General features: G+C 68.5%; 16 protein-coding genes. 10 read left to right on the top strand and 6 right to left on the bottom strand.

Annotation, left to right across the window (positions count from 1 at the left end; translation table 11 throughout):
* The 3 genes from ACWEPL_RS31060 to ACWEPL_RS31050 all read right to left on the bottom strand — a co-directional run.
* The coding region (locus tag ACWEPL_RS31060; RefSeq protein WP_452438259.1) for an NAD-dependent epimerase/dehydratase family protein at window positions 1-784 on the bottom strand (784 nt) is incomplete at its 3' end.
* On the bottom strand, window positions 784-1,434 hold the full coding sequence (locus ACWEPL_RS31055; protein ID WP_452438258.1) for a TIGR04282 family arsenosugar biosynthesis glycosyltransferase: 651 nt from the start codon (window positions 1,432-1,434) through the stop codon (window positions 784-786). The genes ACWEPL_RS31055 and ACWEPL_RS31060, both read right to left, overlap by 1 nt.
* A gap of 1 nt (window position 1,435) precedes the next feature.
* Window positions 1,436-2,095, bottom strand: a complete 660-nt coding sequence (locus tag ACWEPL_RS31050; RefSeq protein ID WP_452438257.1) for a glycosyltransferase family 2 protein — start codon at window positions 2,093-2,095, stop codon at window positions 1,436-1,438.
* Window positions 2,096-2,649: 554 nt separating this feature from the next.
* Here ACWEPL_RS31050 and ACWEPL_RS31045 point away from each other — a divergent pair.
* Window positions 2,650-3,063, top strand: a complete 414-nt coding sequence (locus ACWEPL_RS31045; protein WP_452438256.1) for a hypothetical protein — start codon at window positions 2,650-2,652, stop codon at window positions 3,061-3,063.
* A gap of 206 nt (window positions 3,064-3,269) precedes the next feature.
* Here ACWEPL_RS31045 and ACWEPL_RS31040 read toward each other — a convergent pair whose 3' ends face one another.
* Entirely contained in the window at window positions 3,270-3,506 is a 237-nt protein-coding gene (locus ACWEPL_RS31040) for a hypothetical protein (protein ID WP_452438255.1), read from the bottom strand.
* 185 nt (window positions 3,507-3,691) lie between these two features.
* Here ACWEPL_RS31040 and ACWEPL_RS31035 point away from each other — a divergent pair, with 185 nt between their 5' ends.
* Window positions 3,692-4,162, top strand: a complete 471-nt coding sequence (locus ACWEPL_RS31035) for a signal peptidase II (protein ID WP_363975577.1) — start codon at window positions 3,692-3,694, stop codon at window positions 4,160-4,162.
* Between the two features lie 106 nt (window positions 4,163-4,268).
* On the opposite strand, the gene ACWEPL_RS31030 is transcribed toward ACWEPL_RS31035, so the two are convergent.
* Complete coding sequence (locus ACWEPL_RS31030; RefSeq protein WP_452438254.1) at window positions 4,269-4,919, bottom strand: hypothetical protein; 651 nt, start codon at window positions 4,917-4,919, stop codon at window positions 4,269-4,271.
* Between the two features lie 89 nt (window positions 4,920-5,008).
* Between ACWEPL_RS31030 and ACWEPL_RS31025 the strand changes: the two genes are divergently transcribed.
* Window positions 5,009-5,224 (top strand): hypothetical protein, encoded by a 216-nt coding sequence (locus ACWEPL_RS31025; RefSeq protein ID WP_452438253.1) that lies wholly within the window; start codon window positions 5,009-5,011, stop codon window positions 5,222-5,224.
* Here the strand turns inward: ACWEPL_RS31025 and ACWEPL_RS31020 are convergent.
* Entirely contained in the window at window positions 5,211-6,341 is a 1,131-nt protein-coding gene (locus ACWEPL_RS31020) for a mandelate racemase/muconate lactonizing enzyme family protein (protein WP_452438252.1), read from the bottom strand. The genes ACWEPL_RS31025 and ACWEPL_RS31020 overlap by 14 nt on opposite strands.
* 122 nt (window positions 6,342-6,463) lie before the next feature.
* Here ACWEPL_RS31020 and ACWEPL_RS31015 point away from each other — a divergent pair, with 122 nt between their 5' ends.
* The 7 genes from ACWEPL_RS31015 to ACWEPL_RS30985 all read left to right on the top strand — a co-directional run bounded on the left by ACWEPL_RS31015 (window position 6,464) and on the right by ACWEPL_RS30985 (window position 14,714).
* The gene (locus ACWEPL_RS31015) at window positions 6,464-7,480 is read left to right on the top strand and encodes a LacI family DNA-binding transcriptional regulator (RefSeq protein WP_452438251.1); all 1,017 of its coding nucleotides are present in this window, start codon (window positions 6,464-6,466) and stop codon (window positions 7,478-7,480) included.
* Window positions 7,481-7,579: 99 nt separating this feature from the next.
* Entirely contained in the window at window positions 7,580-9,247 is a 1,668-nt protein-coding gene (locus tag ACWEPL_RS31010; RefSeq protein WP_452438250.1) for a hypothetical protein, read from the top strand.
* Window positions 9,244-10,527 (top strand): ABC transporter substrate-binding protein, encoded by a 1,284-nt coding sequence (locus tag ACWEPL_RS31005; RefSeq protein ID WP_363975561.1) that lies wholly within the window; start codon window positions 9,244-9,246, stop codon window positions 10,525-10,527. Before ACWEPL_RS31010 ends, ACWEPL_RS31005 begins: the two co-directional genes overlap by 4 nt.
* A 240-nt stretch (window positions 10,528-10,767) precedes the next feature.
* Entirely contained in the window at window positions 10,768-11,736 is a 969-nt protein-coding gene (locus tag ACWEPL_RS31000) for a carbohydrate ABC transporter permease (protein ID WP_363975558.1), read from the top strand.
* A gap of 31 nt (window positions 11,737-11,767) precedes the next feature.
* A complete protein-coding gene (locus ACWEPL_RS30995; protein WP_452438249.1) occupies window positions 11,768-12,589 on the top strand; it encodes a carbohydrate ABC transporter permease in 822 nt (273 codons plus the stop codon).
* Window positions 12,586-13,263 carry a PIG-L deacetylase family protein gene (locus ACWEPL_RS30990; protein ID WP_452438248.1) on the top strand — a complete coding sequence of 226 codons (678 nt, stop codon included), beginning with the start codon at window positions 12,586-12,588 and terminating at the stop codon, window positions 13,261-13,263. The genes ACWEPL_RS30995 and ACWEPL_RS30990 overlap by 4 nt, the downstream gene beginning before the upstream one ends.
* Before the next feature lie 137 nt (window positions 13,264-13,400).
* Window positions 13,401-14,714, top strand: a complete 1,314-nt coding sequence (locus ACWEPL_RS30985; RefSeq protein ID WP_452438247.1) for a serine/threonine-protein kinase — start codon at window positions 13,401-13,403, stop codon at window positions 14,712-14,714.
* Window positions 14,715-14,724 lie beyond the last annotated feature (10 nt).

The raw sequence follows: 14,724 nt of genomic DNA, 5'->3' as shown, positions 1-14,724 counted from the left end.
ACGCGGCCAGCAGGCCCGGCCGGCCGCCGGAGAGCGCGGCGACGTTCGCACGAGCGACGTCGCGGACGTGGACGAAATCCCGCAACTGCCCGCCGTCCTCGAACACCCTGGGTGCTCGACCGGCCTCCAGCGCGGACCGGAAGATCGCCGCCACCCCGGAGTACGGCGTGTCCCGGGGCATCCTGGGCCCGTACACGTTGTGGTACCGCAACGCGACGGCCGTGCCGCCGGTCTCGCGCGCCCAGTTGGCGGCCAGGTGCTCCTGCGCCAGCTTGCTGGTGGCGTACGCGTTGCGGGGATCCGCCGGCGCGTCCTCATCGATGGTGGCGTAGACCACCTCCGAGTCGCACCGAGGGCAACGAGGTTCGAAGAGCCCGCGTGCCAAGGCGGCGGCGGAACGCGGCGCAGGCCGTACCCGGCCGTGCGTCGGACAGTCGTAGGCGCCCTCGCCGTAGACCACCATCGAGGAGGCCAGCACCAGCCGCCCGACCTCGTGCCGGGCCATCGCGGCGAGCAGCACGGCCGTGCCGTACACGTTGACCGAGGCGTAGTCCGGCAGGTCGGCCACATTCACGCCGAGCCCGACCTTGGCCGCCTGGTGCACGACGACGTCGACCCCTGCCATCAACCGGTCGAGCGTGGCGGCGTCGCGCACGTCGTCGCCGGTCCTGAGGTCGAGGCGAACCACCTCGTGTCCGGCCGCTTCCAGCGCCTCCGTCACATGGCTCCCGATGAACCCGGCCGCGCCGGTGACCAGCACCTTCGCCTCGCGATAAGGGGTCATCACAACACCGCCGTTCCGGCGAGCGCGGCGGCGAATCGGGAGTGTGGAGCCAGCGCGGCCACCTCCACCGCGTCCTCCATGGTGTCCACATCGGTCAGGCAAGGCAGGCAGGCGACGCTCATTCCGGCCTCAATCAGTCTGTTCAGCTGGATCTCTCCTGTGGTCGGCTCGGACATCGGCACGCCGAGCAGCAGATCGGGGTCGGGGACGCGCAGCCCGAGAAGCCAGAACCCACCGTCCGTCGCGGGGCCGAACACCGCGTCGTGGGCGCCGAGCAACGACACGGCTTCAGCCAGCAGGCCGACGGACACCTGCGGGGTGTCCATGCCGATGAGCACGATCGGGGCGGGCGACAGCCGGTGGGCGTCGTCGAAGGCGGCGGCGAGCCGTTCGTCCAGGCCGTCGCCGCGCTGCGGAACGACCGTGAACCCGGCGGGCAGCCACGCCCCGGGAGCCCCGTCGAGAGCGATCACGCGGCGGGCCACCGGGACCCGGGCGACCGTCCGCAACGTGTCCTCCAGCGCGGCGCCGGCCAGTGCCGCGGCCTCGCGCGGAGTGCAGGGCGGGGTCAGGCGGGTCTTCACCTTTCCCGGTACGGGCTCCTTGGCGATCACGAGAAGTTGCGCGCCGTCGATATGTTGCGAACTCACGTCATACCGCCCTGTCGGCCATGACCCGGCGCATGTCACCGATGGTCCGGAGCGTGCCGCGTACCGTACCGGTCACCTTCGACCTCCCCGTACGGGTCAGATAGTCCACCTCGACCTCGGCGATCCGCCAGCCGGCCGCACCGGCGCGCAGCACCATCTCCAGGGGATAGCCGAACCGCCGGTCCGCCAGCTCCAAGGCCAGCAGGGCGGCACGTCCGCACGCCCGCATCGGCCCCAGGTCGTGCAGGTCGGCACCGGTACGGCGGCGCAGCTCGCGAGCCAGCACGGCGTTGCCGAGCCGGGCGTGCACCGGCCAGGAGGCGCCCGGTCCAAGGACGCGGCGACCGAGGACCAGATCGGCCTCACCCGCCCGGACCGGCCCCGCGACGCGCGGCAACTGCCCGGGATCGAGGGACGCGTCAGCGTCCATGAAGCACACCACGTCCGCCGTCGCGGCCGTCAGCCCCGCGTGGCACGCGGCCCCGAATCCGGGCCGGGGCTCAGCCACCACCATCGCGCCGAACTCCGCCGCGACCCTCGCGGATCCGTCGGTCGACCCGTTGTCGACCACGATCGGGCGGAAGCCGGGCGGCATCCGCCCGAGCACCCACGGCAGGGCCGCCTCCTCATTCAGGCAGGGCAGAACCACGTCGATCTCCATGGGCCGACGCTAACGCGGCGACAGCGTCCTTTCTCTTACGAAAGGATGACGTCGTTCCGAGAAATGACCAGTTCGAGTCCGCGGAAATACGGCTTCATGGCCGAACCCGTGGTTTGGGCCACTGGCCCCCTGCATCCCCGGCAGAGCATGCGACTTGCCCCGCTCTGCCATATTTTGACCCTCCACCGAGGGCATGATGGACGCGGTTTTGCCAGGCGGTCGCGGCTCCCCGTCCTTAACAGCTTCGTAAGGATCGTCACCGACCTGCCGGGGTAATGTGACTGCATGATCACAAGCAGTCGCGTGAGCATTCCGGCAGTCCTCTTTCCCAGCTTCCGCCACAATGGAAGAGTCGCGTGATCGGCGCTTTCTACGAAGAAGGTCTCAAAGGCAGAAACGTATACGTTGAATATGCCGACGGCCGAACGCGGTCGCTCTCCGCCGAGCGCTGGCTCCGGTACAACGAGGGCGACGAACACATTCTGGCCCGATGCTGCGGGCCCACTCTCGATGTCGGTTCGGGACCCGGCAGACTGACCGTGGCGCTTACCCGGATGGGGGTTCCCGCCCTGGGCATCGACATCACACCCCTGGCCGTGGAGCTGACCCGCCGCGCCGGCGGCCTGGCGCTGCGCAGGTGCGTCTTCGGACCCCTTCCAGGAACCGGGCGGTGGGCCGAGGCGCTCCTGGCCGACGGCAACATCGGCATCGGCGGCGACCCCGCAGCCCTCCTCCGGCGCCTGCGCGAACTGGTCAGGACAGGAGGAACGGTGATCGCCGAACTCTCGCCGCCGGGTGTACAGAGCGGGGTCCACACCGTACGGCTGCGCCAGGCCGGGCGCACGGGCGACTGGTTCACCTGGGCGACCGTCTCGATCGACGATATCGCCCCTCTTGCCGAGCGATCCGGGTTCCCCACCGTCGAGCACTGGAACGCGGCGGGGCGATGGTTCGCATCCCTCTCATGACTCATCCGGCCGCGACTATAACCCGTAGGTTCGATCTGACGGGAAACTCGAGCCTCGTCGCGCGCGGTACGGCGCAGCATCCACCATCACTTCCCGGCACGACGGCGGGGAGAATTCCGCCCACGCGATAGAAAACAGCATCCCGCAACGCTGAGCCACACCAATCGAACCGACTCATAATCAGACGGGACGCCTGACATTCTCAACTACGGGAAAGGCTGCCGGCTCAGCACTCGGGTGCGGCGGGACTCGCCGACGTTCAGCTGCGCGCCGATCATCCCGCGGTAGCACAGTCCCAGGCTGTTGAAGGCGCCCCAGCCGTTGGTGGCGCGCGTCCCGGTGGTCAGCCCACTTTCCAGCATCGCCGTGTCGATCCACCACAGCGGCGTGTCGGAGATGTCCGCGTGCCGGGGCGCGAACTGGTAGCCGTACACGGAGAACATGCCGACCGATCGCCATCACTTCGGTGCTGTTCGGTCTCATTCGACCCGGGGCATGCCTCACCGCTCATGAAGCATTCGCATGGGTGCCTCATAGGGTGCCCTAGTAGTCTCAGGGAAATATTGGTTGAACAGCACGGAGGCCATGAATGATGCGGTTAGAGCGGGGTTCGAGTCGGCTGTACAGCATGATGCTCATGCTGGCCGCGGTGGTCCTTGTCGTGGACCAGCTCACCAAGCTCTGGGCGGTCTCCACGCTGTCCGACAGCGAGCGCGTCGCCGTGATCCCCCCTTTGATTCACTTCCGGCTGCTTTACAACGCCGGCGCCGCGTTCTCCGTAGGCACCGGCGCGACATGGGTGTTCGCCCTGGCAGCGGCAGCCGCAGTGGTCGGCATTCTCTACACCGCGCGTCGGCTGGCCTCCCCCGGCTGGGCGCTCGTGCTGGGCATGCTGCTCGGCGGGGCGGTGTCTCACCTAGGCGATCGGCTCTTCCGCGAGCCCGGCTTCGCCCGCGGGCACGTCGTGGACTTCATCGACTACGGCCCGTTTGTGGGTAACGTCGCTGACATCGCACTCACCTGCGGGTGCGTTGCGATGGTACTGATCAGCCTGCGTGGTGTGCCGCTCGCCAGGGTGCCGGGCGAAGAGTCCGCCTAGCTTCTGGCCCAGGACCGTCGGCAGTCAAGTTCAAACGGCCTTGGCGGGCGGCGTCCCGGACTTCAGCTCCTCAGCGGCGGGGCCGGGGTCGAGGACGGACTTGTGGTCACGCAGCACTTCGCGGTCGCTGACCGTCGCGGATGCCCAGGTAGATGGACGGGCGGTACTGGCGCATGGCGTGCTCGATGACCGGGATGTACCTGGGGTTCGAGCCCAGCGGGAGCCGGTAGCCGTTGGTGACCCTGTGGAACTCCCAAAGGTGCTCCATGTCCGGATGGCGCGCGCGGAAGCCCGGGTCGGCGGGGAAGAGGTCGATGCGGACCTTCGTCCTGCGGATCAGGTAGTCGGTCGGCCTGACCCGGCGCGGCTGCGTACGGGAGATGCTCACCCCGGACAGTTCGTTCCATGGGGCCGTCCACGGCGTGCCCTGGGGGTCGTCCCAGCGCACGCCGAAGCCGTCGAAGACGAGCAGGCGCGGCCGGCTGAGCCTGCGCCAGGTGAGGACCGGCAGCAGCCCGATGAACAGGAAGATCAGCCCGAAGGTCAACTCCATGACCGCGGTGCGCGAGCCCGGCGCGTGCCCGGTGAACGAGGCGAAGATCGAGACGAGCCCGATGAGCCCCGCGGCGGAGCCGCCGATCAACGCCTTCACCTTGGCGTCACCGCCCACGTCGACCACCACGGAAGGCGGTGCGAAGGCGGAGGGCTGCTGGAGCAGATCAAGGCCTCGCCCCGTTCGCCCGATGGATGCGGACATGACAGCTCGTCGAGCAGCACTGGCGGCGGCCCCGTCGTGGGCTTGCGCCGCGTCGAACTCCTCGGCCCTTCTCCCGGTGGACGGCCGTCATGCGCGACAGTCAGCCAACGACGGTGCGGGGGCTCCTGGCGCGGGCGCAGGAGGCGGCCGGCATCCAGCCGGTGAGCGCACCGCCGGAGTGGCCAGGAAGCGCCCGTGAGGGTGTCCGCGCCCGCTGGATCCAGCGCGTCACGCTGGTCGGGCAGGCCTCGACGGCCCGGACTCCGTTCCCCGCCGAACATACGGCTGACCTCACCAGTTCGTGAAGGCGCCGTCGAGCCGGTTCACTCGGGGGGTGCGTCCGGTGGCCGGCGCCTGCCCCGCCGGCAGCGTCAGATCGACGTCCAGGCCCAGTCCGGGCCGCTCGTCGGCGACGAGCACGCCGTCCACGGGTACGGGGGCGAAGCCGAAACCGGCCGGAACCGGCCCCGGCGGCATCTCCTGCACGCCGAAGTTCGGGCAGGTCAGGTTGAAGTGCAGGGCAGCGGCCGAGGAGACGGGCCCCAGCGGGTTGTGCGTGGCGATCTTGATGTGGTGCGTCTCGGCCAGCCCGGCGATCTTGCGTGCTTCCGTGATGCCGCCGACGATGCCCAGGTCGAGGCGGGCGTAGTCGATGAGCTCGTCCTCGATCAGCGCGCGGAACTCCCACTTGGAGCTGAGCTGCTCGCCCGCCGCGAGCGGCACTCCGGTGCGCAGCCGCAGCATGCGATAGGCGTCCAGGTTCTCGCAGCGCAGCGGATCTTCCACGAAGTACGGCCGGGCCGGCTCGATCTCCCGGCACAGGGTGACCGCCTCGGGCAGGTCGAGCCGGGTGTGGGCGTCGATGATGAGCTCGATGTCGTCGCCGACCGCCTGCCGTACGGCATGGAACTGGGCGATCGCCACCCGCATGGCCTCGCGCGGCTCCAGGACATCGCCCGAGGTCGGCACCACCAGCCGCAGGTAGCGCCAGCCCTCCTCGACCAGCCGGTGGCAGCTGTCGATCACCGCCTGGGTGTCGAACCCCTCCGGGTGCACATGGGTGTAACACGTCACGTGATCGCGCACCCGTCCGCCGATGAGCCGGTAGAGCGGAGCGTCGTGCGCCTTGCCCAGCAGGTCCCACAGCGCGATGTCGATCGCGGAGATCACGCACGTGGTCGACCGGTCAGCCGGGAAGAAGTCGCCGCGCGCCATCGTCTGCCACAGGTGCTCGATGCGGTCGGCGTCCTGGCCCACCAGCACCTCGCGCATGCGGTCGAGTACGGCCCCGCTGACCTCGGGAGAGACACGAACTCCCACCTCGCCCACGCCGGAGATGCCCGCATCGGTGTCCACCACGACGAGGAGCATGTTCTGCCCGCGGTCGGGGACGGCGTACAGCGCAACGTCAACGATCTTCAAAAGGCCTCCTCCGTTTGAGGTGATTCTGTCGTGTTGCAGCAACTTTGCCAAGAGTTTCCGAGATGTATTGACTTGTCACCGTGGCGGGTGCAGTCTCTAGCGCAAACGTTGTGGGAGGCAGCATGGCGGTGACCCTCGCGGACGTGGCGGCAGAGGCCGGCGTGTCCAAGGCGACCGTGTCGCGTGTGTTCGGCACCCCGGACCGGGTCAACGCGGGGACGCGGGCCCGTGTCCTGGAGGTGGCCGAGCGCCTCGGCTATGCGCCGGATCCGACGCCGCGCTCCAGCAGGACCGGCTCGATCGGCCTGATCGTGCCCGACATCGTCAACCCGTTCTTCCCGCCCATGATCAAGGCGGTGCAGCGACGGGCGAGATCTCGCAACTACGGCGTCTACCTGGCCGACAGCGACGCGCACCCCGGTGAAGAGGCCGAAGCCGTGGCGATGATGTCCAAGCAGGTAGACGGGCTCATCTTCTGGTCATCGCGGCTGCCGGCCGAGACGCTGGCCGACGTGGCCACCCGCGTGCCGACCGTGCTGGTCAACCGGGGCGCGCCCGGCGTGCCGACGGTCGTCGCCTCGAGCGAGGACGGCATGCGGCAGGCCGTCGAGCACCTGTACGCCCTCGGGCACACCAGGTGCGCCTACGTCAACGCGCCACGTACGGTCTGGTCGAACCAGCACCGCCGCGCCGCGGTGCAGCGTGCCTGCAAGGCGCTCAGCATGGAGCTGGTCGAGCTGGGCCCGTTCGCGCAGTCCATCGAGGGCGGCGTGCAGGCCGCCGACATGGTCGTCGCGCACGGCGTCACCGCGGCCATCGCCAACAACGACATGACCGCGGTCGGGCTGCTGCTCCAGCTCGCCAACCGCGGGCTGTCCGTGCCCGGCGACATCAGCGTGGTCGGCGTGGACGACACCTACCTGGCCATGGTGGCCAGGCCGGCGCTGACCACCGTACGGATACCGGTCGAGGAGATCGGGTCGATCGCGGTCGACCTGCTCATCGGCATGCTCCACTCCGGCGACCAGGGCGAGGGCGACCCTGTCGAGGTGGACACCCAGCTCATAGTCCGGGACTCGACGGGCCCCGCCACGGAAAGGATCACCTGGCCGACCAGGCCACTGCCCACCCTGGAGTAACCACCACCCACATCTCCGGCATCCGCTGGTCTGCGACCTGCGGCCATGCCGGCGTGCAGAAAAACGCTCGGGGGCCTTGTAAGAGGAAGGAGCTGGCAGGTGCGAAAGAGAGCACTTCTGCCGATCGCGCTCACCGCAGCCGCCGTGCTTGGACAAGCCGTACCGGCCCAGGCAGTCGATTTGCCCTACCAGAACAGAACCGGGGTCGGCGTACCCGTGCCGGCCCGTGACCAGGCAGTTTCGCCGCAGCGAATGCGGGAGCTGGCCGTCGCTTTCGTCCAGCCCTCGGCGGACAACCTGGATGCCTCGCTCGACAAGATGGCCGAGGCCGGGGTGCGCCGGGCCCAGATCGTCGCGTCGTGGACCGGGATTTGCCAGAAGCGCGATGAATGCGACTGGTCGAAGCTGGACACGTACTTCGCCAAGGCGGCCAGGCGCGGCATCTCCACCGCTGTGCACATCAACTCCACGCCCGACTGGGTGCACCCGGACCTGGTGGACACGGTGGAGAACTACGGAGAGCGGATCTGGTTCCCGCCGACCAGGACGCCGGAGGAGTTAGCCGAGTTCGAGAAGTTCGTGACCACGCTGGCGAGTCGCTATCGCGGCAAGGTCGAGAGCTACGAGATCTGGAACGAGGAGAACTGGCGCGACTTCTACAAGCCCGTCGAGGACCCGGCGGACTACGCCAAGCTGCTGCGCGCCGGCTATCTGTCGGTCAAGGCCGCCGACCCGCGAGCCAAGGTGATCTTCGGTGGGACCACGCGGACGGACCCCGGGTTCGTGCGCGAGGTGTACGCCGCGGTCCGGAAATATCCGGACGCGGTGAAGAGCCGCCACTTCTTCGACCTCATGGGCGCTCACCCGTACACCGACGACCGTCACCCCGACGACCACGACCCGGGCAAGGTGCGCGAGAACGCCGCCGGTGGCGAGTTCGACGACAACTTCCTCGGCATCGACCGGCTGTATTCGGAGATGGTACGGCAGGGCGACGCCGACAAGCAGATCTACCTGGGCGAGTTCTCCTACTCCTCGGTGCGGACGTGGATGGGCCTGGTGCCGGACGATCGGCGCGCGTTCTACCTGCGGCGGGTGATGGAGCTGGCGGCCCAGCGTCCCTACGTTTCGGGCCTGTCATGGTTCGTCTGGTCCGAGACTCGGCCTGACGATGAGTGGCGCGGCTGGACACTCCTGGAATATCCCGACAAGCCCACCCGCACCTACCTCGAGCTGGCCGAGCTCACCGGCGCCTCACCCACGGAGCGCGCACCGCGGCTGATGCTCGGCGACGGGACGGCTTCCGTGGACCGGCTTCCCTCGAATGTCGAGCGGGTCGAGCTCTACCTCGAAGGCGTCCGAGCCGCCTCCGGCACCTCTTTCCCACTGACCTTCACCCCGCCCGCGCGGGGGACGACCCAGCTCGCACAGGCCGTCCTCTACACCGGCGACGGGCGCACGATCCAGACCACGACCGCCTGGCTCGGTGCCGGCAGGCCGGCCGTCCAGGTCTCCCACCCCAAGGTCAAGGCCACGCGCAACGTGGACGTGACAGCCGGGCTCAAGGTCACCGGCCCGGTCCTGCTCCGCGTGATCGACGCCTCGGATGACGTGGTCATGACCATGCCGCTCGGCGTGGGCACCGGCAGGCAGACCCGTTTCGACGCCCTGGTCGCGCTCGACGACCCCGGCACCTACCAGCTCTCCGTTCACGATCAACGCGGCCGTCGGCTGGCCGATCCCGCCCTCCTGGAGGTAGTGCAGTGAAACTCCGTTGCGCGGCGGTCCTTGCTGCCGCAACGATCACCGTAAGCGCCTGTGGTTCCGCTGATCCTTCACAGGCGGCCAAGCCTGCCGCCGACGAGGGCCGCGGCCCGATCACCTTCGCCAACGGCAAGGACTCCAGCGGCGTGCTGCAGGGTCTGATCGACAAGTGGAACGCCTCGCACCCCACCGAGAAGGCCACGCTCGTCGAGCTGCCTCCGCAGGCCGACCAGCAGCGCCAGCAGCTCATCCAGAACGCCCAGACCAAGTCGGACGCCTTCACCGTCGTCTCCCTCGACGTCGTGTGGACCGCGGAGTTCGCCGCCAACGGCTGGGTCGACGAGCTGCCTCTCGGGGAGTTCCCGACCGACAAGATCATCCCGTCGCTGGTGGAAGGCGGCAAGTACTTCGGCAAGCTGTACACAGCCCCGTGGGGCGGCGGCACCGGCCTGCTCTACTCGCGTACCGACCTGCTGAAGAAGGCGGGGCTCGAGCAGCCCAAGACCTGGGCCGAGCTCATGGCCGCCTGCGACAAGGTGCTGAAGCTGCCCGAGGCCAAGGGCATGGACTGCTACGGCGGCCAGTTCAACAAGTACGAAGGGCTGACCGTCAACATCTCCGAAGCCGTCAACTCGGCAGGCGGCTCGGTCGTCGGCGCCGACGGCAAGCCGACCCTGACCACCCCGCAGGCCAAGCAGGGCCTGGACTTCCTCGTCGAGGGCTTCAAGAAGGGCTACATGCCCAAGGAGTCCATCACCTGGGACGAGGAGGCGGGCCGCCGCGCCTTCCAGGCGGGCAAGCTGCTGTTCCACCGCAACTGGTCCTACCAGTACACGCTGGCCAACAAGGAGGACGGCTCCAGCAAGGTCGCCGGCAAGTTCGACGTCTCCCCCATCCCCGGACTCAACGGGCTCGGCAAGGGCACGATCGGCGCCAACAACCTGGCCATCAGCAAGTTCGCCAAGAACAAGAAGTCCGCGCTGGACTTCATCAAGTTCATGACGAGCGAGGAGACCGCCAGACACCTGATGCTCGAGTCGTCGCAGTCGCCCGCTTACGCGGCGATGTACGACGACCCGGCGTTGGTGGAGAAGTTCGGGTTCCTGCCGATGCTCAAGGAGGGGCTGCTCAACGCTGCGCCGCGGCCGGCGGTCGTCCGGTACGGTGACGCCACGGCGGCCATCCAGGAGGAGATCACCGCCGCCCTCAGCGGCCAGAAGCCCTCCGACCAGGCACTGACCGCCCTCCAGGACAGACTCGCCAAGATCATCGCAAACCAGTAGCGGCTCCGGCGGGGCCGGGTTCACCTGCCCGGCCCCGCCTGCGGCTCGCTCCCCACTCCCACCAAGCCGGAACGCGGACGGCTCCCCCGCTCGCGTCGTTCAAGGCTCTCCCGGGGTTGAACCCCCGCCGACACCTCGATCGGCGCGACCCGCCCTACCCGATTGAGCAGATACGCCGGGACCCAGAACCGGAAAGTCTCCGGAGTTCCTCAGGCTTCGCCGTACGTGAAGGGACGAAACGTGACGATCAGCATTGCCGCCCCCGTCAAGCGGGCGGCGCGGCTCCGCCCCCGAGGCGGTGACTCATGGACGGCCGCGCTCATGCTCGGGCCCACGCTGCTCACGCTCGCCCTGGTCGCCGGGTATCCCGTGGTCGCGGCGCTGCGGCTGTCCTTCATCGAGGTCGCCAACCGCGTCAACCAGCAGACCGGCATGATCGAGGCGACCGAGTCGTTCGGGCTTGGCAATTATGCCGGTCTGTTCACGGGGGCGTCCGGCGAGGCGTTCCGCAACGCGTTCTGGAACACCACGTTGTTCACCATAATCGGGGTGGCCGCCGAGGTCGTGCTGGGTGTGGCCATGGCGCTGGTGATGCAGCGGGCGTTCCGCGGGCGGGCGCTGGTGCGGGCGAGCGTGCTGGTGCCGTGGGCGATTCCGACGGCCATTTCGGGACTTCTGTGGAAATGGATCTTTGAAACGGACGGCGTGGCCAACGCGGTGCTCAACACTGACATCGTGTGGACCGCCGACCACGCCACCGTCTGGGGCTTCATGTCGGCGCCGTTCACCGCGGTGCTCATCGCCGACATCTGGAAGACCGCGCCGTTCATCGGTCTGCTCGTGCTGGCCGGGCTGCAGATCATCCCCAAGGACGTCTACGAGGCCGCGCGCGTCGACGGCGCCTCGGCCATGCGGACGTTCTGGCAGATCACCCTGCCGCTGGTGCGGCCGGCGCTGGTGGTCGCCGTGCTGTTCCGCATCCTGGACGCGCTCAAGATGTTCGACCTGCCGTTCGTGCTCGTCGGCGCGCACAAGCACTCGGTCGAAACCCTGTCCACGCTGGCGCAGTACGAGCTTTCGAACGTCAGGTACGGCCCGGCCGCCGCCTACTCCACCGTGCTCTTCATATACGTCGCGGTGATCGCCTTCATTTTCGTCAAGGTGCTCGGCGCCGACCTCATCGGGCGCGGCCTCAAGGGCCGCGGGTAATGGCCGTTCCAAGCTCGCTGAAGGGACCCGCATGATGTCCGGGCGCACGATCTACAACATCGGCATCGGGCTGATCGTCGTTTACTGCCTGGCACCGTTCTATTGGATGATCGCCACGGCGCTGCGCCGGCCGGCCGACTCCTTCGACCTGTCCCCCATTCCTTTCCCTTTGTCGTTCGACAATTTCACGGCCGCGTTCTCCGCGCAGAACGGCTTCGGCCGGGCGCTGGCCAACAGCCTCGTGGTGGCGGGAACGACGACACTGCTCACGCTGATGATCGGCATCACCGCCGCCTACGCGATCGCGCGACTGGAATTCCCCTTCAAGAACGTCATCCTGGCCGTCATCATCGCCACCTCGATGTTCCCCGGCATCTCGCTGCTGATTCCGCTGCTGAAACTCTTCGTCGGCCTGGAGTGGATCAACACCTACCAGGCGTTGATCGTCCCGAGCATCAGCTTCGCGCTGCCGCTGACCGTGTTCAACCTGACCGCGTTCTTCAAGCAGATGCCGCATGAGCTGGAAGGCGCCGCCCAGGTGGACGGCTGCAGCCGCTGGCAGGCATTCCGCAAGGTGATTCTGCCGCTCGCCATGCCAGGCGTGTTCACCAGTGCGATCATCACGTTCGTCGCGGCGTGGAACGAATTCATCATCGCGCTGTCGGTGACCAACGAGAAGGAGATGCGCACCGCCCCGGTCATCACCGCGCTGTTCACCGGCCAGTACAAGTTCGACCAGCCGTTCGGCACCCAGATGGCCGCCGGCGTCGCCGTCACCGTTCCCCTTGTCATCGGCGCCCTCGTTTTCCAGCGTCGCATCGTCGAGGGCCTGACCGCAGGAGCACTCAAATGACCCGCGCACTCGCCGTATTCGCCCACCCGGACGACGTCGACTTCAACGCCGCAGGCACCGTCGCCCAATGGGTGGACTCCGGAATGGAGGTTTCCTACCTGGTCGTCACCCGCGGGGAGGCGGGCGACGGCGAACCACGCGAGCGCATCCAGGAATTGCGCATGGCGGAACAGCGAGCGGCAGCCGAGGCGGTGGGCGCGCGGAAGGTGTACTTCCTTTCCGGGTACGCGGACGGCCGGGTCGAGGTCTCGCTCGACCTGCGGCGGGACATCGCCCGCGTCATCCGCCAGGTGCGGCCGCACCGCCTGCTGACCAGTTCTCCGGCGCGGACCTGGGGCCTGCGCGACGCGGACCATCCCGACCACGCGGCCGTGGGCCAGGCGGCCTCTTGTGCGGTCTACCCCGATGCCATGAACCGCTACGTTCACCCCGACCTGTCGGGCCTCGAGCCGTGGCAGGTGTCGGAGGTCTGGTTCAGCGAGAGCCCCACGCCGGACCTGTACGTCGACATCACCGACACCTTCGACCGCAAACTCGCGGCACTCGCCGCCCACAAGACCCAGCCGGGGACGGGCGAAGTCGAGAACCGCGAACGCTTCGCCGCCATCGCCGCCCGCGGCGGCCTCCCCGCGGGCCGTCTGGCGGAGGCCTTCACCGTCATCAAACGCCGCTAGTACGACTGCCTACCGCAGGCCGGGCTGCTCCCGATCACGTTATGGGGTTACGGTGCTCCTGCCGGTGATCTACTCTGATCAACTGTCATACGGGGCAAGACGGGCGAGGTGGCATGACATCGGCGCAGCCTGGTTACATGGTCGGCGGACGTTACCGGTTGATCGAGGTACTGGGGGCCGGCGGGTTCGGACGCGTCTGGCGTGCCCATGACGAGGTCCTGGACGCCGAAGTGGCGATCAAAGAGCTGCAGTTGCTGGCGGGGATGTCCGAGGCGGAGCAGGACAAGCGGCTGGAGCGCACCACGCGTGAGGCCCGCAATGCCGTCCGGTTGCGGGCGCACGAGAATGTCGTGGCCATCCACGACATCGTCTCGGACGGCCTGCCCTGGATCGTGATGGAGCTGATCGACGGCCAATCGCTGCACGAGCACCTCGAAACGCGCGGACCGCTGCCGGTGGACACGGCCGCACAGCTGGCCATGGCGCTGCTGAAGGCGCTCGGCGCGGCCCACCAGACGGGCATCGTGCACCGCGACATCAAACCGGCCAACGTCATGCTCGCCGAGGACGGGAAGGTCCTGCTCACCGACTTCGGGATCGCCGTCCACACCACCGACACCACCCTGACGACCGCCGGGATGACCATCGGCTCGCCCGAGTACATGGCCCCCGAACGGTTGCGCGGGATCGACGGGCTCCCCGCCAGCGACCTGTTCTCCCTGGGCGTCACCCTCTACCAGGCCGTCGAGGGCGTCTCGCCGTTCCGCCGCAACACCCAACCGGCGGCACTGACCGCGGTCCTGCTGGAAGAGCCCCCGGCGCCGCGTCGAGCGGGCCGGCTCGCGCCGCTCATCACGCGGCTGCTCGACAAGGACCCCGGCAACAGGCCGACCGTCGAGGGCGCGCTGGCCATGCTCGGTGAGCGGCAGCCGGGCCGGGACCACGGACGGGACGGCACCAGGATCCTCCCGCCCGGGCAGGTCCCCCAGCAGGGGTGGCAGCACAAAGGTGTCGCGGTGATGATGGCGATCATCTTCGCCCTCGCTCTCCTCGGCCTCACTCACCTCGGCATCACCTGGGACGAACTCGAGGATGAGTTCGACCGTGACGACATGATCCCCCTGGTGGTCGCCGTCCTCGCCGACATCGGCCTGGCCGGCCTACTGTGCGCGCAGATCGCCCGCTTCGTGCCGCCGATCGCCGGGAAGACCGTTGCCGTCGTCGTGGGCGTCGTCGGGTTCCTCGCCGGCAGCGGCGCCGCGTTTCTCGCCTTCGACGGCATGGGCCTGATTCTCCTGCGCCTCATCCCGTCTTTGGACGACGACGAGGTCATAGTGATCGCGCCGCTCGTGATCACCGTCGTCATGCTCATCGCGGCGGGCTGGACCTGGGAGTCGAGGAAGCTCCGGCGTTCCAGGCCCGGCGGCAACAGCCCATCGGCGACACGCTGACCGGCGGCTT

The organism is Nonomuraea sp. NPDC004186 (genome assembly GCF_053603495.1).
Note: the sequence above shows the minus strand (reverse complement) of the source record. Positions and strands in the feature narration are given on the sequence as shown.